Origin of the sequence: Polaromonas sp. JS666 (assembly GCF_900103405.1) — a bacterium.
GTDB lineage: Bacteria > Pseudomonadota > Gammaproteobacteria > Burkholderiales > Burkholderiaceae_C > Polaromonas.
Genome location: NZ_FNHX01000008.1, coordinates 151697 through 168567 on the forward strand (window position 1 = coordinate 151697; position 16871 = coordinate 168567).

At 65.6% G+C, this 16871-nt stretch carries 16 protein-coding genes; 10 read left to right on the top strand and 6 right to left on the bottom strand.

The features are described from left to right. The first annotated feature begins 9 nt into the window (after positions 1-9). Positions 10-846: an orotidine-5'-phosphate decarboxylase gene (pyrF, locus tag BLQ85_RS18685; protein ID WP_175456149.1), complete on the top strand. Its 837-nt coding sequence runs from the start codon at positions 10-12 to the stop codon at positions 844-846. Between the two features lie 60 nt (positions 847-906). Here pyrF and BLQ85_RS18690 read toward each other — a convergent pair whose 3' ends face one another. From BLQ85_RS18690 to BLQ85_RS18710, 5 genes are all read right to left on the bottom strand, one after another. Then, positions 907-1728 (bottom strand): amidohydrolase family protein, encoded by an 822-nt coding sequence (locus BLQ85_RS18690; protein WP_074579156.1) that lies wholly within the window; start codon positions 1726-1728, stop codon positions 907-909. A gap of 46 nt (positions 1729-1774) precedes the next feature. Next, positions 1775-2782 (bottom strand): NAD(P)-dependent oxidoreductase, encoded by a 1008-nt coding sequence (locus BLQ85_RS18695; RefSeq protein WP_074579158.1) that lies wholly within the window; start codon positions 2780-2782, stop codon positions 1775-1777. Positions 2783-2814: 32 nt separating this feature from the next. Continuing rightward, entirely contained in the window at positions 2815-3864 is a 1050-nt protein-coding gene (locus tag BLQ85_RS18700; RefSeq protein ID WP_074579160.1) for a LacI family DNA-binding transcriptional regulator, read from the bottom strand. Positions 3865-3900: 36 nt separating this feature from the next. Beyond that, a complete protein-coding gene (locus BLQ85_RS18705) occupies positions 3901-5700 on the bottom strand; it encodes a TRAP transporter large permease (RefSeq protein ID WP_254806481.1) in 1800 nt (599 codons plus the stop codon). Positions 5701-5837: 137 nt separating this feature from the next. Then, the gene (locus BLQ85_RS18710) at positions 5838-6866 is read right to left on the bottom strand and encodes a TRAP transporter substrate-binding protein (protein WP_074579162.1); all 1029 of its coding nucleotides are present in this window, start codon (positions 6864-6866) and stop codon (positions 5838-5840) included. Positions 6867-7313: 447 nt separating this feature from the next. Between BLQ85_RS18710 and BLQ85_RS18715 the strand changes: the two genes are divergently transcribed. The 8 genes from BLQ85_RS18715 to BLQ85_RS18750 all read left to right on the top strand — a co-directional run bounded on the left by BLQ85_RS18715 (position 7314) and on the right by BLQ85_RS18750 (position 15035). Continuing rightward, on the top strand, positions 7314-8918 hold the full coding sequence (locus tag BLQ85_RS18715; RefSeq protein ID WP_074579206.1) for an ABC transporter substrate-binding protein: 1605 nt from the start codon (positions 7314-7316) through the stop codon (positions 8916-8918). Positions 8919-8932: 14 nt separating this feature from the next. Further along, on the top strand, positions 8933-10027 hold the full coding sequence (locus BLQ85_RS18720; RefSeq protein WP_371327315.1) for an ABC transporter permease: 1095 nt from the start codon (positions 8933-8935) through the stop codon (positions 10025-10027). Next, positions 10024-10938 (top strand): nickel transporter permease, encoded by a 915-nt coding sequence (gene nikC, locus BLQ85_RS18725; RefSeq protein ID WP_074579164.1) that lies wholly within the window; start codon positions 10024-10026, stop codon positions 10936-10938. The genes BLQ85_RS18720 and nikC overlap by 4 nt, the downstream gene beginning before the upstream one ends. Then, on the top strand, positions 10935-11786 hold the full coding sequence (locus tag BLQ85_RS18730; protein ID WP_074579166.1) for an ABC transporter ATP-binding protein: 852 nt from the start codon (positions 10935-10937) through the stop codon (positions 11784-11786). The genes nikC and BLQ85_RS18730 overlap by 4 nt, the downstream gene beginning before the upstream one ends. Before the next feature lie 23 nt (positions 11787-11809). Beyond that, on the top strand, positions 11810-12574 hold the full coding sequence (locus tag BLQ85_RS18735) for an ABC transporter ATP-binding protein (RefSeq protein WP_074579208.1): 765 nt from the start codon (positions 11810-11812) through the stop codon (positions 12572-12574). Between the two features lie 73 nt (positions 12575-12647). Next, positions 12648-13619, top strand: coding sequence for a dipeptidase (locus BLQ85_RS18740; protein ID WP_074579168.1), 972 nt, complete (start codon positions 12648-12650; stop codon positions 13617-13619). Between the two features lie 28 nt (positions 13620-13647). After that, the gene (locus BLQ85_RS18745; protein ID WP_074579169.1) at positions 13648-14094 is read left to right on the top strand and encodes an acyl-CoA thioesterase; all 447 of its coding nucleotides are present in this window, start codon (positions 13648-13650) and stop codon (positions 14092-14094) included. Positions 14095-14114: 20 nt separating this feature from the next. Further along, positions 14115-15035 (top strand): EamA family transporter, encoded by a 921-nt coding sequence (locus BLQ85_RS18750; protein WP_074579172.1) that lies wholly within the window; start codon positions 14115-14117, stop codon positions 15033-15035. On the opposite strand, the gene BLQ85_RS18755 is transcribed toward BLQ85_RS18750, so the two are convergent. After that, positions 15010-15951: a LysR substrate-binding domain-containing protein gene (locus BLQ85_RS18755; protein ID WP_083336912.1), complete on the bottom strand. Its 942-nt coding sequence runs from the start codon at positions 15949-15951 to the stop codon at positions 15010-15012. The two genes, BLQ85_RS18750 and BLQ85_RS18755, sit on opposite strands and share 26 nt — an antisense overlap. Before the next feature lie 103 nt (positions 15952-16054). Here BLQ85_RS18755 and BLQ85_RS18760 point away from each other — a divergent pair, with 103 nt between their 5' ends. Next, positions 16055-16699: an NAD(P)-dependent oxidoreductase gene (locus BLQ85_RS18760; protein ID WP_074579174.1), complete on the top strand. Its 645-nt coding sequence runs from the start codon at positions 16055-16057 to the stop codon at positions 16697-16699. Positions 16700-16871 lie beyond the last annotated feature (172 nt).

Consider the following 16871-nt stretch of genomic DNA (forward strand, 5'->3'; position numbering starts at 1 on the left):
ATAGGGGTTATGAATTTCCTCGACATGCTGGGCGCCGCAGAACGCCAGAACCATTCCATGCTCTGCGTCGGCCTGGACCCGGAACCGGCCAAATTCCCCGGCAAGCTCAAGGGCGACGCCAACAAGATTTACGATTTTTGCGCCGCGATTGTGGATGCCACCGCCGACCTGGTGATTTCCTTCAAGCCGCAAATCGCCTACTTCGCAGCCCACCGCGCCGAAGGCCAGCTCGAACGCCTGATGGAACATATGCGCCGCGTTGCGCCCCAGGTGCCCATCATCCTGGACGCTAAACGCGGCGACATAGGTTCCACCGCCGAGCAGTATGCGAAAGAAGCGTTTGAGCGCTACGGCGCCGATGCGGTGACGCTCTCGCCCTTCATGGGTTTTGACTCGGTCGCGCCCTACTTGAAATACGAAGGCAAGGGGGCGTTTTTGCTGTGCCGCACCTCCAACCCCGGCGGCGACGACTTGCAGAACCAGCGCTTCGCCTCCATCGAGGGCCAGCCGCTGTTGTATGAACATGTGGCGCGCCTGGCGCAAGGGCCCTGGAACCTCAACGGCCAGCTTGGGCTGGTGGTGGGTGCGACTTATCCGGCCGAGATTGAACGCGTGCGCACCGTGGCGCCCACCTTGCCCTTGTTGATTCCAGGCGTGGGCGCGCAGGGCGGTGATGCCGTCGCCACCGTCAAGGCTGGCTGGCGTGTCGGTGCGCCCATCATCGTGAATTCATCGCGCGCGATTTTGTACGCGTCGTCGGGAGATGATTTTGCCGATGCCGCGCGTCGGGAAGCGGTAAAGACGCGTGATGTGCTGGAAGCGGCCAGGGATGAAGCTTCGAAGTAGGCTGTTTGCGGCTGTTGGCCGGTGCGCGCCCTGCTGAAGGCGCATTCACAGGACAAGCTCTTAGCGAAACCCGTACAACGCCGCCGGGTTGTCCACCAGGATCTTTCGCCTCGCCTCATCACTCGAAGCCCAGGAAAACAGCAAGTCATACAGCTCGACCTCGGAGGGCGGAGGATTGCGCCCTGGATGCGGCCAGTTGCTGGCCCACAGGCAGCGTTCCTGAAATTTTTCGGCCAGCGTGCGCGCGATCAGACTCACGTCGTCATAGCCGGGCGCGCCCACTTTGGAAGTCTCGTAGGGCGCCGACAGCTTGATCCACACCTTGCCGGTGTCCAGCACGCGTAGCAGCGACTGGAAGGCGGGATGCTCGGGCTTGACGGGTTCGAGGAACTTGCCGTTGTGGTCTATCACCAGCTTGCAGGGCAGGCGCTTGAGCATTTCTTCATGCTCAGGGAAATTGCGACCGTCGAGCTGCAGGTTGACCATCCAGTCCATGGCGGCCAGGCGCGCCGCCATGGGCTCGAGTGAACTCCACTCCAGCACCGGGTTGATCATCATGTAACGCACGCCGCAGATGCCGCCGTCGTGCAGGCGCCGCAGCTCGGCATCCGTCACCTCGGGCGCCACCAGCGCGATGCCGCGGCCCGACTCGCCGAGCTGCGCCACGGCGTCCAGCGTGCAGCTGTTGTCAAAGCCGTAGGCCGAGGGCTGGACGATGACGGCGCGGCTCAGGCCCAGCGCCTTTTGCACCTCGCGGTACGTCGAGACCGGCAGATGCGGTGGCACCCAGGCCACATTGGGCACCATGGGGTATTTGTCTTCGTAGATATGCACATGGCAGTCGCAGGCGCCGGCGTCGGTGGTGTTCTGGGTGGCTTGCATGAAGGAAAGGGCTTTCGCAAAAAGAGGGAGTGAGGCCAGGCGGCATTCAGGCCGGCTGCGGCGCCTGCGTGGCCTGCTGCCAGCGGTGGGCCTGCGCCGCATTCACCGCGCCCTGGGGCGCACGCCCTTGCAGCAGTTCGGTCACCTGGGCCACGGTTTCCATGGCCTGGTGTTCCACCGCGGGCGGCGTGAGGCCGCCTATATGGGGTGAGGCGATCACGCGCGGGTGCGCGGCCACGCGCGGCGAGGGCATCTGGTCGGGCGCGCGGCCCACGTCGACGGCGCAGCCGGCAATCGTGCCGGCGTCCAGCGCGGCGATCAAGGCCTCGTCATCGACCAGGTTGCCGCGTGAGGCATTGATAAAAAACGCGCCGGGCTTCATGGCCGCAAAGGTTGTGGCGTTCATCAAATTCTCGGTGGCTTCCGTCGCGGCGGCCAGGCAGACCACATAGTCGGAGCGCTGCAGCAAGGGCAGCAGCTCGAGCTGCTCGAGCTCCTTGCGGCCGGTCGGCGTATAGGGGTCGTGCACCACGATGCGCATGCCCAGCGCGAGCGCCACGTCGCAGAGGTAACGGCTGATCTGCCCATAACCGATCACGCCTAGCGTGGCGCCGCGCAGCTCGCGGCCCATGGCGGGCAGCACGGGCCGGCCCGCGTGGTAGTCGGCCGCGGCCCTGCTGATGTGGCGGCTCAAGTCAATCATCACGCCGACAATCCATTCGCTGACCGAGGGGATAAAACCCGCGCTGGCCTGGGTGACCAGCACGCCGTGTCGGCTGGCGGCCGGCACGTCGATGTTGCGGATGTCGATGGCGCAGCGCACAAAGGCCAGCAGGCGGGGCAGCGCCGCAAACAGCGCCTCGTCGCCCACCGTCTGGCGGTAGGAAATGATGACCTCGCAATCGGCGGCCAGCGCGGCCAGTTCGCTGGAGGAGAGGTCGGTGTCGCCCGGGTTGAAACGCACCTCCGCGACGGCCCGCAGCGCGGCGATCGCGCGGTCGCCGAAGTAGTGCCCTAGCTTGCTTTGGGGGTGGCTGACAAAAACCGTTGCCATTCAAAAACCTTGTGTTCAGTGCGTACCAAAAATCAGCGCCCGCGGGCCTGGTATCTCACGGCGGAATCGCGCGCCACCAGCGTGGGCTGGAAGATGTATTCCCGGGTCTCTATGGAGGGGTCGGCCAACCGGCTCATCACGCGCTCGACCATGACCTGCGCCATCTCGGGCACCGGCAGGCGCACGCTGGTCATGGCCGGGTGCATCAAGGTAGAGAGGAACACGTTGTCTATGCCGATCACCGACACGTCCTCGGGCACGGCCAGGCCCGCGTCGCGAAAACCCGCCATCAGGCCGAAAGCCATCAGGTCGTTGACGCCTATCACGCCGGTGGGCCGCTCCGGCAGTTTGGCCAGCAGGCCGGCCTGGGCGCGGCCGACTTCGCTCATCATCGAGTCGCCGTACTCGTCGACCGGCGTGCCCTCGACAACGCGGGCGCTGCCCTCCAGCCCCGCGGTTTTGGCGGCCGACAGGAAGCCGGCGATTTTTTCGTTACGGCTCATGGTGCGGCCGGCCGGCGTGACAAACGCCAGGCGGCGATGGCCCAGGTCTATCAGGTGCTGCGTGGCGATGCGCGCCGACTCGAAGCTGTCCACCGTGACATGGTCAACGATGGAACGCATATTGGGCGTGGCGCGCCTGTCGTAGCTCACCATCACCATGCCGCGTTCGGCCGCGGCCTCCACGTGCTGCTCGTCGATCAGCGAGGAGATGATGATCACGCCGCGCACGCCGTGGGCCAGCAGGTCGTCGAAGAAGCGCGTCTCCTTGTCCCTGTCGCGATAGGTGTTGCCAATCATGATGCGAAAGCCGTAGCGCTCCTGTGCCAGGGTTTCGATCTCGCGCGCGATGAAGCCGTACATGGGGTTGGCCATGGACGGTACCAGCAGGCCTATCAGCGGCGTGTAGCCGGTCTTCAGCTGGCGCGCCGTGGAGTTGGGCCGGTACTTGAGCTCGGCGATCGCGGCTTCCACGCGCGCCAGCGTCTCGGCGGCCATGCGGTTGGCACGGCCGTTGAGCACGTTGGACACGGTGCTGGTGGAAACCCCGGCCAGGCTGGCGACATCTCGGATCTTGCTCACGGCGTTCTTCTTTTCATCAAGAGGTTGAAGGCATTGTCAGAGGCCCATGCGGGTGGGTAGCCACAACGAGAATTGCGGCACCAGCACCAGCAGGATCAGCGTGACGAACAGCACCGCCAGGTATTTCATCATGGGCCGGGCCACGTCCTTGACATGCGTGCCGGTGATGGCGCAGGTGGCGAACAAGCCCAACCCGACCGGCGGCGCGAACAAGCCCAATCCCATGGCAATCACCATGACGGTCCCAAAATGTAATGGATTGACGCCCAGCTGGGAGGCAATCGGCGTCAGCAGGGGGCCGAAAATGATCAGCGCGGGCGCGCCCTCCAGCACGGCGCCGAAGACGATCATGATGAGCACCGAAAGAATCACGAACATGGTGCTGCCGTAGGCATGCGCAAAACCGATCATGAAGGTCGACAGGTATTGCGGGATCTGCTGTATGGTCAGCGCAAACGACACGCTGGACGCCGCCGCCACGATAAAGAGGATGCCGCCGGCCATGGAGGCCGAGCGCACAAAGAGCTGCGCCACCGACTTCACCGTGAGCTCGCGAAACGCCATCCAGCCCACCACCAGCGCATAGACCACGGCAAAGGCCGAAACCTCGGTGGAGGTCGCCACGCCCGAGGTCACGCCCTTGCCGATCATCGCCACCATGACCAGCGCCACCATGGCGCCGCCCAGCAGGCGCAGCATCGGCGTGCGCACGTCAAAGGCCTCGTCGGGGTTGATGCGCGTGCCCACGTAAACCGTCACCGCCGCCAGCGACAGCGCCAGCACGGCCGCCGGCACCAGCCCGGCCATGAAGAGGCCGGCAATCGAGATGTTGGCGACAAAACCCATGATGATCATGTTGATGCAGGGCGGAATCGTCTCGGCCATCACGGCCGTGCAGGCCAAGAGGCCCGCGGTCTCGTTCGGGTCCTGTTTGGTCTTGCGCACCGCCGGCATGATGATGCCGCCCACCGCCGCGATGTCGGCCAGCTTGGAGCCCGACACGCCCGAGAAGAAGGCGGTTGCCGTGATGGTGATCAGCCCCAGCCCGCCGCGCACCCGGCCGAACATGCGCAGCAGCAGTTCGATGAGGCGCGATGACATGCCGTTGGACTCCATCAGCAGCCCGGCCAGCACAAAGAAGGGAATCGCCAGCAGTACATAGTGGTCGGTGCCCGCCATCACCTGCTGCGAATACACCAGCATGGGCAGGGACGGGTCGGCCATGAAGAACACCAGCGAGGACAGGCCCAGCACAAAGGCGATCGGCACGCCCAGCAGCAGCCCGCCCAGGAAGCCGGCGGTCAGCAGCATCCAGGGCTTGATGGCCAGGCCGGGCAGCAGCATGTTCCAGCCCACCACCGCCGCCACCATGGCGATGCCGATTCCCAGCGTGGACCAGACCACGCGCGAAGGCCCATTGACTGCGTTGGCGATGCCGAACAGGGTCATGAACAGGCTGCCGATCACGACGGGGAAGGTGTAAATCCATTGCGGCAGGCCTATGGGCGTGGTGCTGGACCAGGAGTCCACCAGCAGGCCGACCGACGAGACGAAGAGGCTGGCCGAAACCCCCACGATGATCCAGCTCGCGAACTGGATCAGCGCCGGCTGCCAGCGCACGGGCAGGAAGCCGCGGAAGATGTCCACGCCCACATGCTGGCTGCGTGCCAGCACCGTGGCTGCGCCGAAAAACACCAGCACGATCATCAGCGCGCGCGCCACCTCCTCGGCCCAGTCAAAAGGCTCATGCAGAAAGTAGCGGAACACCACCGAGGCAAACACCACCAGCATGTCGACGGCCAGCACCACGCCCGCGACGTACTCGGTCATGCGCATCAGCCAGGCCAGCCAGCGGCCCGGCGAATGGCCGACGCTGAAGCCGGGCGCCGAGGCATGCGCCGGGTTGTGGGACGGGGCTGGGGGGCTGGCGGCTGCGGTACCGGGCAGGGCCGCCGACAGGGTGGCTTCCATGCTCAGCCCCGCGCCGCGCTGATGGCCGTGAACAGCGGCGCGGTTTCAGGATACTGCTTGGCAAAGCCGGCCCAGAGCTTGGTTTCCATTTCCTTGCGCACCTGGTCGCGCTCGTTTTTGGCCATGGGCGTGAAAGTGATGCCGAGTTTCTTCAGGTCTTCAATGCCCTGCAGGCCTTTTTCGGTGCCGGTCTTGCGCAGCTGCACCGTCGAATCGGCGGCGGCCTTCATGAAGGCCGGGCGCAGTTCGGCCGGGATCCGCTCTACGCCGCGCTTGCCCATGATGCAGACCATGGGGCTGAACAGGTGCTCGGTCATCCAGCAGTGCTTGACGACTTCGTTGAGCTTGCTGGCCAGCACCGTGCCCGAATCGTGTTCAAAGCCGTCGACCACGCCGGTCTGCGCGGCCATGTAGAGCTCGCCGAAGGAAATCGGCGTGGGGATGGCGCCCATGATCTTGAAGGTCTCGATAAAAGCCGGCGTCGGCAGCACGCGCAGCTTGACGTTTTTGATATCGGCCAGCGACTTGACCGGCTGCTTGGTGTAGACGTTGCGGGCGCCGTAATGCGCGCTCCAGGTGATGACCTGGCAGCCGGTGCTTTTCTGCAGCATCTCGTTGAGTTTGGCGCCCACGCCGCTGTCCAGCGCCTTGGCCACGTGCTCGTAGCTGTCGAACAGGTAACCCAGGTCCAGCATGCCCAGCTGCGGCGTCACCGTGGCCCAGATGGACGAGCCGGTCAGCATCATGTCGATGGAGCCGACCTTGACCTGTTGCACCACGTCGCTCTCCTTGCCGAGCTGGTTGTTGGGAAAGTAGTCGATGCGTATTTTGTCGCCCACGGCCTTTTTGAGGTTGGCCTCCATGAGCTGCTGCCAGGCGAAGTGCGAGGAATTGAGGTCGGGCAGGTGCGCGGACGACAGGCGCAGCGCGACGGTGGACTGGGCCTTGGCCAGGCCCGAAAAACCCGTCGCCATGGCAACGGAGGCGGCAGAAGTGGCCTGGACAAAGCGGCGGCGTGAAAGTGAACCCATTTTTTGTCTCCTGATGTGATGTGTTTTGCGGTGCGCTGGGGAATCTCGGTGTTCTTTGTAGAACGATTTACTGTATCGTTACACCAAATTGACCGTCAAGCCGGGTGGGCGCGGTTTTGCTAGGTGTTTTCCTCCGTAAACCGGTGTTTGGGGCGGGTTTTGCCATCGGCGGCAAAAGCGCGATGAAATCCGGGGAGACAGACCCGACGCCCCTTTTTGGTTCGCTCGGCAATCGCGGAAAACCCGGGTCTTGACGCGAGCGGGCAGCGGCGCAGAATGCATCAGCTGCCGAGCTTGTATGTACAAGTTACGAGCGGCAACAAGCGGGGTATATGGGCACGGTTCGTGCTCTCCTCTTAAGCCTCTCAGGGCCAGGGCGCAGCCGCCACAAGCGGCGCAGCGCATTCTTTTTGAACCGTCCAACAGAAGGAAACCATCTTGAACCACATGCTCCCCCTCATCAGCCGCCGCGTGCTCTGCGCCACGGCCGCGGCCGCCATGCTGGCCTGCGGCGCCGGCGCCGCGCTGGCCGCCACGCCCAAGGACACGCTGGTGCTGGCCTTCGGCTTTGACGACATCATCACCATGGACCCGGCCGAGGCCTTCGAGCTGTCCGCCGGTGAAGTCATGGGCAACACTTACGACCGCCTGCTGCGCCTGGACGTGAACGACCCTTCCAAGCTGGTGGGCGACGTGGCCAAGTCCTGGAGTGTCTCGGCCGACGGCAAGACCTATACCTTCGAGATCAAGCCCGGCCTCAAATTCGCCTCGGGCAATCCGCTGACGGCCGAAGAGGTGGCCTACTCGCTGCAGCGTGCCGTGATGCTGGACAAATCGCCGGCCTTCATCCTGACCCAGTTCGGTTTTTCCAAGACCAACGTCAAGGACAAGATCAAGGCCACCAGCCCGACCGTGCTGACCATGGAGACCGACAAGGCCTATGCGCCAACCTTCGTCTTCAACTGCCTGACGGCCAATGTGGCCGGCATCGTCGACATGAAGCTGGTGCAGTCCAAGGAGGTCAATGGCGACTGGGGCTATGCCTGGCTCAAGACCAACTACGCCGGCTCCGGCCCGCTCAAGCTGCGCGAATGGCGCGCCAATGAAATCGTGGCGCTGGAGCGCAACGACAACTACTACGGCACCAAGTCCAAACTCGCGCGCGTGATCTACCGCCACGTGAAGGAGTCGGCCACACAGCGCCTGTTGCTGGAAAAAGGCGATATCGACATCGCCCGCAACCTGAGCCCGCAGGACATCGCGGCGCTTTCGGCCAACAAGGACGTGAAGCTCACCTCCACGCCCAAGGGCACGGTCTACTACATCAGCCTGAACCAGAAGAACCCCAACCTGGCCAAGCCCGAGGTGCGCGAGGCCATGAAATACCTGGTCGACTACGGTGCCATCGGCGACACGCTGATCAAGAACATCGGTGTGGTCAACCAGAACTTTTTGCCGCAGGGCCTGCTGGGCGCGAGCACCGAAAAGCCCTACAAGCTCGACGTGGCCAAGGCCAAACAGCTGCTGGCCAAGGCGGGCCTGCCCAACGGCTTCAAGGTGACCATAGACATGCGCACCATACAGCCGGTGCAGGGCATCACCGAAGCCTTCCAGCAGACGGCCAAGCAGGCCGGCATAGACATCGAGATCATTCCCGGCGACGGCAAGCAGACGCTGACCAAGTACCGCGCGCGCACCCACGACATGTACATAGGCCAGTGGGGCGCCGACTACTGGGACCCGCATTCGAACGCCGACACCTTCACGCGCAACCCCGACAACGCCGACGACGCCAAGGCCAAGCCCCTGGCCTGGCGCAACGCCTGGGCGATTCCCGAGCTGACCAAGCAGTCGGACGCCGCCGTGCTGGAGCGCGATGCCGGCAAGCGCAAGAAGATGTACGAGGAGCTGCAGGCCGAGTTCCGCAAGACCAGCCCCTTCATCATGCTGTACCAGCAGACCGAGGTGGCGGCCTACCGCAGCAACGTCGACGGCCTGAAGCTGGGCCCGACCTTCGACAGCAACTACGTGTTCAACGTGTCCAAGCGCTGACGGCTCCACCGACTTTGGCCATCCCCGATCCCACGGCCGCCGGCGTGGCGCCGCTCAGCGCGGTGCGCACGCGCACGGCCGGCCAGCGCCTTGCACCGCACGCCAGGAGCTTTGGCAACTTCCTGGTGGTGATACTGCTCACCTACCTGGGCCTGCTCGCGGTCACGTTTTTCATAGGCCGGGTGATCCCGATAGACCCGGTGCTGGCCATCGTGGGCGACCGGGCGCCGGCCCATGTGATCGCGCGCGTGCGCGAAGAGCTGGGGCTGGACAAGCCGATCTACCAGCAGTTCTACATCTACCTGGGCAAGGTGCTCAAGGGCGACTTCGGCACCTCGGTGCTGACCGCCAACCCGGTGATGACAGACATCAAGCGCGCCTTTCCGGCCACGCTGGAGCTGGCCAGCCTGGGCATCTTGATAGGCGCGGGCCTGGGCGTGCCGCTGGGCGTGTGGGCGGCCGTGCGGCGCGGCAAGCTGGTGGACCAGGTGGTGCGCGTGATAGGCCTGGTGGGTTATTCGGTGCCCATCTTCTGGCTGGGGCTGATGGCGCTGGTGGTGTTTTATGCGCGCCTGGGCTGGGTCTCGGGGCCGGGCCGCATCGACGTCAGCTATGAATACACGCTCACGCCCGTCACCGGCTTGCTGCTGCTGGACACCGCCATGGCCGGCGAGTGGGAGGCATTTCGCAATGTGTTTTCGCACCTGATCCTGCCAGCCTCGCTGCTCGGTTATTTCGCGCTGGCCTACATCAGCCGCATGACGCGTTCCTTCATGCTCAACGAACTCGCGCAGGAATACGTGATCGCCGCGCGCGCCAAGGGTTTGTCGGAGTCGCGCATCATCTGGCGCCACGCGCTGCGCAATGCCATGGTGCCGCTGGTGACGGTGATTGCGCTGTCCTATGCCGGCCTGCTCGAAGGCTCGGTGCTGACCGAGACCGTGTTCGCCTGGCCGGGCCTGGGCCTGTACATCACCAACTCGCTGCAGAACGCCGACATGAATGCGGTGCTGGGCGGGACCATCATCGTGGGCTCGATTTTTGTGGGGCTGAACCTGCTCTCCGACGTGCTCTACAAGCTGCTTGATCCAAGGACCCGCATTCGATGACTTCCAAAGCCGCATTCTTGCGCAGCTGGCTGGACACCGACAGGCCCACCTCGCGCCGCCAGGCCTTTATGGGCCGGGTCTACCACGGCTGCCGCGATTTTTCACGCAACCGGCTGGCCATGCTGGGCCTCTTTATCGTGCTGGGCCTGGTCGGGGTGGCGATCTTTGCCGAGCTGCTGGTGCCTTATTCGGCCTATACCGGCGACCTGCGCACCACGCGCTTGCTGCCGCCTTCGTGGACGCACTGGTTCGGCACCGACGACCAGGGGCGCGACATTTTTTCGCGCGTCATCATAGGCTCGCGCATCACGCTGATGGTGGTGATCCTGGTGGCGGTGCTGGCCGCGCCGCTGGGCCTGGTCGTCGGCACCGTGGCCGGTTATGCCGGCGGCTGGGTCGATGCGGTGCTGATGCGCATCACCGACATCTTTCTCGCGTTTCCGCGCCTCATCCTGGCGCTGGCCTTTGTCGCGGCGCTGGGGCCCGGCATACAGAACGCGGTGATCGCGATCGCCATTACCTCCTGGCCGCCTTATGCGCGCATGGCGCGCGCCGAGACGTTGACGATACGCCAGACTGATTACATCGCCGCCGTGCAACTGCTAGGCGCCTCACCCTGGCGCATCGTGCTGGGCCACATCATGCCGCTGTGCGTGTCCTCAGTGATCGTGCGCGTCACGCTGGACATGGCCGGCATCATCCTGACCGCCGCCGGCCTGGGCTTTTTGGGCCTGGGCGCGCAGCCTCCCATGCCGGAGTGGGGCGCGATGATCGCCAACGGCCGCCTGTATGTGCTGGACCAGTGGTGGGTGGCGGCCGCGCCCGGCGCCGCGATTTTTATCGTGAGCCTGGCCTTCAACCTGCTGGGCGACGGCTTGCGCGACGCGCTGGACCCCAAGGCGGCCAAATGACGGCGCATTCCGCAACACCCCTGCTCGTCGTTGAGGACCTGCGCGTCAGCTTTCCGCGCCGCGACGGCGGCATGACCGAAGCGGTGCGCGGTGTGTCTTTCACGCTGGGCCGCGAGCGCCTGGGCATCGTGGGGGAATCGGGCTCGGGCAAGTCGCAGACCGGCCGCGCCATCATGGGGCTGACCGCACCGGAGGGCCGCATCAGCGCCCAACGCCTGGAATTCTCTGGTACGGACCTGCTCAACTGCGTGCCGGCGCAGCGCCGTGCGCTGCGCGGCGGCCGCATCGCCATGGTGCTGCAGGACCCGAAGTTTTCGCTGAACCCGGTCATGACGATTGGCGCGCAGATCGTGGAGACGCTGCAGGCCCACACGCGCGTCTCGTCGGCTGAAGCCAAAAAGCGCGCACTCGCCGCGCTGGAGTCGGTGCGCATTGACGACCCGGCACGCGTCTTCAAGCTCTATCCGCATGAGGTCTCGGGCGGCATGGGCCAGCGCGCGATGATCGCCATGATGCTGATCGCCGACCCCGACCTGCTGATCGCCGACGAGCCCACCTCGGCCCTGGACGTCACGGTGCAGCTGCAGGTGCTGTCCATACTCGACACCCTGGTGGCCGAACGCGGCATGGGCCTGATCCTGGTCTCGCACGACCTGCGGCTGGTATCCACCTTTTGCGACCGCATCCTCGTGATGTATGCCGGCCGCGTGGTGGAGGAGCTTGCCGCCGGCGGCCTGGCCCAGGCCAAACACCCTTACACACGCGGCCTGATGGCCTGCCTGCCGCAACTGGGCGCGTCCATCCATCCGCTGGCCACGCTGGACCGGAAACCGGAGTGGGCACTGTGAACGCACCGGTTTCCTCCGCATCGCTGGGCCTGGAGGTGAGCGGCCTGCGCGTGGTGTACGACGGTTTTGCCGCGGTGGCCGACACGTCTTTCACCGTGAACCCCGGCGAGAGCTTCGGCATCGTCGGCGAATCGGGCTCGGGCAAGTCCACGGTGCTGCGCGCCATTTGCGGGCTGGCGCCGCGCACGGCCGGCACGGTGCGGCTGCTGGGCCAGGACAGCGCGCCCGGCAGCAAGGCCTTCAGACGCCAGGTGCAGATGGTGTTCCAGGACCCATACGGCTCGCTGCACCCGCGCCACACGGTGGACCGCATCCTGGCCGAGCCGCTGGCCATCCACGGCATCCTCGATGCGGAGGCGCGCATAGAGCGCGCGCTTGAGGAAGTCGGCCTGGGCACGGGCTTTCGTTTTCGTTACCCGCACCAGCTTTCGGGCGGGCAGCGCCAGCGCATCGCGATCGCGCGGGCCCTGATCCTGGAGCCGCAAATCCTGTTGCTGGACGAGCCCACCTCGGCGCTGGACGCCTCGGTGCAGGCCGAGGTGCTCAACCTGCTCGAAGAACTGCGGCGCCGGCGCGGCCTGACTTTCATCATGGTGAGCCACGACCTGGCCGTCGTCACCCATTTGTGCGAGCGGCTCATGGTGATGCAGCGCGGCCAGACGGTGGAGATGCTGCCTTCGGCCGACCTGGCGGTGCGCAAGGTCACCAATGCCTACACGCTGAGCCTGATGGAAGCGTCCACCGGCTTCAAGCGCCGCGCCGAGGCCGGGGTGGCCACCACGGCGTAGCGGTGGCTATTCTTGACTGGCGCATCGGGCGTGCGCGTGCTTTAATTTCCTTTCACCCACGGAGGCCTCCGACATGATCAACTGGGAAGCCCATGCCTGCCTGCCGCTGCACCCGGCGGCCGACTTTTCGCCCATGGACGCCTTGCGCGCCGCCGGCGTCAACTATGTGTCCATCAACGTCGGCATGGACATGAACCCGGTGTCGCAAATCATGGCGGTGATCGCCGCCTTCCGCACCAGGATCGCGGCGAACCCGGATCGCTACCGGCTGGTCTCCAGCGTGGAGGAGATCCGCGAAGCCGCCGCGGCGGGCCGGCTTGCCATCGGCTTTGACCTCGAAGGCGCGATGCCCTTGCAGGAGCACACCGAGATGGTGGCGCTGTACCGCGAGCTCGGCGTGCGGCAAATCCACTTTGCCTACAACCGCAACAACAGCGTGGCCGACGGCTGCCATGACGAGGCGCGCGGCCTCACGCCGCTGGGCCTGCGCATGGTGCGGGCCGTCAACAAGGCCGGCCTGCTCATGGACTGCTCGCACACCGGCCGGCGCTGCAGCCTGGACATCATGGCAGCTTCGTCAAAGCCGGTGATCTTCAGCCACGCCAACCCGCTGGCGCTGGTGGAGCACGGCCGCAACATCACTGACGAGCAGATACGCGCCTGCGCGGCCACCGGCGGCGTGGTCTGCATCTCGGGTGTTTCGGCTTTTCTCGGCACCAGCACGCCGCACGCCGGCGACATGGCGCGGCATGTGGCCTATGTGGCCGGCCTGGTGGGCGCGCAGCATGTGGGCATAGGCCTGGACATCAGCTTCCGCCAGGACGAACTCAACGACAACCCGCCCGGCGACTACGACCCGGACTACTGGTGGCCCAAGGCCGCCGGTTACGACCGCAGCGTTCAGCGCATGAGCTATACGCCGGTCGAAACCTGGCGACTGTTGCCCGAGGCGCTGCGCCAGGCGGGCCTGGGCGCGGCCGAGATCGAGGGCGTGATGGGCGACAATATGATGCGTGTCGCCGGCATCGCCTGGCAGCACGCCTGAACCTCCCGCAACCCACTGGCAGTCCCACATGTCTTCCATCACGCTTCGTTTTCTGGCCGAACCCAGCACCGTCAACTTTGGCGGCAAAGTCCATGGCGGCACCGTCATGAAATGGATTGACGAGGCCGGTTATGCCTGCGCCACCAGCTGGGCCAAGCGCTACTGCGTGACCGTTTCGGTGGGCAGCATACGTTTTCAGCGCCCCATCATGATCGGCGACCTGGTCGAGGTTGAAGCCCGGCTGGCCTATACCGGCAAGACCAGCCTGAACATCTCGGTGGAAGTGCGCGCCGGCGACATGAAAATCGGCCAGATGGCGGTGATCACCGAATGCCTGGTGGTGTTTGTCGCGGTGGACCTGGACGGCAAGGCCTTGCCCGCCCAGGAATGGCGGCCCGAGACCCCCGGCGACGTCGCGCTGGCCCAGCGCGTCAAGGCGCACCTGGACGCCGCGCGCAGCATGCAGCTGTCCTGAGCCGCGTCCCCCGCCCGCCGATGCAACACAATGCCCTGACAGGCCGCGACCTGGCGGCCGCCCTGACCGTGGTCGTGCTGTGGGGCATCAATTTTGTGGTGATGAAATTCGCGCTGCGCGACTTCACACCGTTTCAGCTCGGCACCGCCCGCTATGTGTTCGCCGCCCTGCCTTTGGTGCTGCTGATACGCCCGCCCAAGATCGCGTGGAAGTGGATTGTGTTCTATGGCCTCTTCCAGGGTGTGGGGCAGTTCGGCATTTTGTTTCTCGCCCTCAAGGTCGGCATGACGGCGGCGCTGGCCTCGGTGTTGCAGCAGACCCAGGTGTTCTGGACGGCGCTGTTCGGTTTTGTGCTGCTGCATGAACGCGCCAGCCGCCCTCTGCAGGCCGGCCTGGTGCTCGCGGCCCTGGGCCTGGCCTGCTTCGCGCTCAACTACGTGGGCACGGACGGCAGCAGCGCCACCACGCCGCTGGGCTTTTTGCTCACGCTCTGCGCGGCGGCCATGTGGGCCATGTCCAACATCGTGGCGCGGCGCGTGCAGCAGGCTTACAAGGACTATTCGCCGCTGGCTTTTGTGGTGTGGAGCAGCCTGGTCGCGGTGCTGCCGTTTGCCGCCCTCTCCTGGACGTTCGACCCCGAGCCCCTGCGCTGGCACTGGCTGGAGGCGCGCGCCTCGAGCTTGGCCGCTGTGGCCTACCTGGGCTGGGCCGCCACCATCCTGGGTTACGGCCTGTGGACGAACCTGCTCAAGCGCCACCCCGCGAACCGCGTCGCGCCTTTCAGCCTGGGTGTGCCCGTCGTCGGGTTGGCCACCGGCATGCTGGTGCTGGGCGAGGTCGTCACGCCCTGGCAATGGGCGGGCGTCGCGTTTGTGGTGGTCGCGCTGGCTTGTGTGATGTTGGGCGGGCGGGTGTTCAGGCCGGGCCCGCAACAGACCTGACGCCGGCCGCCTGCCTGTCGCCAAACCAGGCCGCCAGCAGCTCCAGCGTGTAGCGCACCTTGGCCGGTTGCTCGCCGCGTCGCGGCGTGACGGCGTACACCGGCATGTCTTCCATGCGCCAGCCCGGCAGCACCGGCAGCAAGCGGCCTTCGGCCAGCGCCTTGCGGTCGTCCTCGCTCACGCCCATGCTGATGCCCCAGCCGGCGACGGCCAGCGCGTGCAGCGCCGTGACCTGCGACACCTGCACCCTGCCTTCCAGCCTCAGGGTTTCGCATTCGCCGGACGGGCCCAGCAGCTCCAGCATGTCCGCGTTGTTGCTGCTGTTGGGTTTGCTGCCCAGCCAGTCGTGGCGCAGCAAATCCTGCGGCGTGGCGGGCCAGCCGCGTTCGGCCAGGTAGGCCGGCGAGGCGCAGAGCTGGCGCGCCGTGCTGCCCAGCTTGCGCGCGACCAGGCTGGAGTCGGCCATCTCGCCTACGCGCACCGCGATGTCCACACGCTCCGCGATCAGGTCTATCAGCTTGTCGTCCAGCAGCAGGCGCAGGCTGAGCCTGGGGTAGCCGCGCAGCGGCGCCAGCGCCGAGGCCAGCAGGCTGCCGAAGCCCACGGGCGCGGCCAGCCGCAGCTCGCCCTCGGGTTCGTCGCGCAGGCGCACCAGGGCTTGCTCGGCCTCGCGCGCGGCGCCCACCATGGCCGCGCAACCGGCGTGGTAGCGCTCGCCGGCCTCGGTCAGCGTGAGGCGCCGGGTCGAGCGGTGCAGCAGGGCCAGGCCCAGCGCCTGTTCCAGCTGGCGCAAATGCTGGCTCACGGCCGAAGGCGTCATGCCCAAGCGGCGCGCCGCCGCCGTCAGCGAGCCTGCCGCCACCACCTCGGCAAAGACGGCCATGCGCTTGAGTTGGTCCAGGGATTTATCGCTCATTGATTAGTTGTACTTCACAGTGTTGTCGGATTTTGCCGTCTATTCAGTTACTTGTGAAGCAATCAAACTAACAGCTTCTTTCAACCACAGGGAAATCTCCACCATGAACATCGCACTCATAGGCGCCACCGGTTTTGTCGGCGCACCGATTCTTTCCGAATTGCTGAGCCGCGGCCACAAGGTCACAGTGCTGGCCCGCAACCCCGGCAAAGTCGCGCCGCAAACCGGCCTCACCGTCGTCGCCGCGGACGCGCTGGACGCCGGCCAGGTCGCCAAGGCCGTGGCCGGCCATGACGCCGTCATCAGCGCCTACAACCCCGGCTGGGGCGAACCGAAGATTTACGACCTGCACCTGCAGGCCAGCCAGGCCATCGTGACTGGCGTCAAGCAGGCCGGCGTCAAGCGCCTGCTGGTGGTGGGCGGCGCGGGCAGCCTGTATGTGGCACCCGGCCTGCAACTGGTGGACACGCCGCAGTTCCCCGCCGAATACAAACAGGGCGCGCTGGCAGCGCGTGAGGCGCTCAACCAGCTCAAGCTCGAAGCCTCGCTGGACTGGAGTTTTGTCTCGCCGCCCATTGGCTTGGCGCCCGGCGAGCGCAGCGGCAAATACCGGCTGGGTGGCGATGAACTGCTGCCCGGCCAGGGGGATAAGCCGGCCGGGATCTCGGTGGCCGACCTGGCCGTGGCGATTGTGGATGAGGTGGAGACGCCTCGGCATGTGAGGCGTCGGTTTACTGCGGCCAATTAACGCTGATTGGCGATGCAGCGGGGGGGCTTGCCGGGTCTTGCTCCGGCTGAGCGCGCTCTTCCTCCTCTTTCCTCTTTTTAGTTCAGCTGGCCGGGTCTCGCCCCGGCGGGCGAGGCACTTTTATCGAAACCCGCAAAGCGGGTTTTCTTTGTTCGCCAAAGGCGCGCTACGC

Excerpts from the sequence above, each read along its gene's own strand:
- BLQ85_RS18730 (WP_074579166.1), top strand. The coding sequence starts at position 10,935 with ATGACGGCGCATTCCGCAACACCCCTGCTCGTCGTTGAGGACCTGCGC.
- BLQ85_RS18760 (WP_074579174.1), top strand. The coding sequence starts at position 16,055 with ATGAACATCGCACTCATAGGCGCCACCGGTTTTGTCGGCGCACCGATT.
- BLQ85_RS18755 (WP_083336912.1), bottom strand. The coding sequence starts at position 15,951 with ATGAGCGATAAATCCCTGGACCAACTCAAGCGCATGGCCGTCTTTGCC.
- BLQ85_RS18740 (WP_074579168.1), top strand. The coding sequence starts at position 12,648 with ATGATCAACTGGGAAGCCCATGCCTGCCTGCCGCTGCACCCGGCGGCC.
- pyrF (WP_175456149.1), top strand. The coding sequence starts at position 10 with ATGAATTTCCTCGACATGCTGGGCGCCGCAGAACGCCAGAACCATTCC.
- nikC (WP_074579164.1), top strand. The coding sequence starts at position 10,024 with ATGACTTCCAAAGCCGCATTCTTGCGCAGCTGGCTGGACACCGACAGG.
- BLQ85_RS18745 (WP_074579169.1), top strand. The coding sequence starts at position 13,648 with ATGTCTTCCATCACGCTTCGTTTTCTGGCCGAACCCAGCACCGTCAAC.
- BLQ85_RS18710 (WP_074579162.1), bottom strand. The coding sequence starts at position 6,866 with ATGGGTTCACTTTCACGCCGCCGCTTTGTCCAGGCCACTTCTGCCGCC.
- BLQ85_RS18705 (WP_254806481.1), bottom strand. The coding sequence starts at position 5,700 with ATGCGCATGACCGAGTACGTCGCGGGCGTGGTGCTGGCCGTCGACATG.
- BLQ85_RS18695 (WP_074579158.1), bottom strand. The coding sequence starts at position 2,782 with ATGGCAACGGTTTTTGTCAGCCACCCCCAAAGCAAGCTAGGGCACTAC.
- BLQ85_RS18715 (WP_074579206.1), top strand. The coding sequence starts at position 7,314 with ATGCTCCCCCTCATCAGCCGCCGCGTGCTCTGCGCCACGGCCGCGGCC.
- BLQ85_RS18690 (WP_074579156.1), bottom strand. The coding sequence starts at position 1,728 with ATGCAAGCCACCCAGAACACCACCGACGCCGGCGCCTGCGACTGCCAT.
- BLQ85_RS18750 (WP_074579172.1), top strand. The coding sequence starts at position 14,115 with ATGCAACACAATGCCCTGACAGGCCGCGACCTGGCGGCCGCCCTGACC.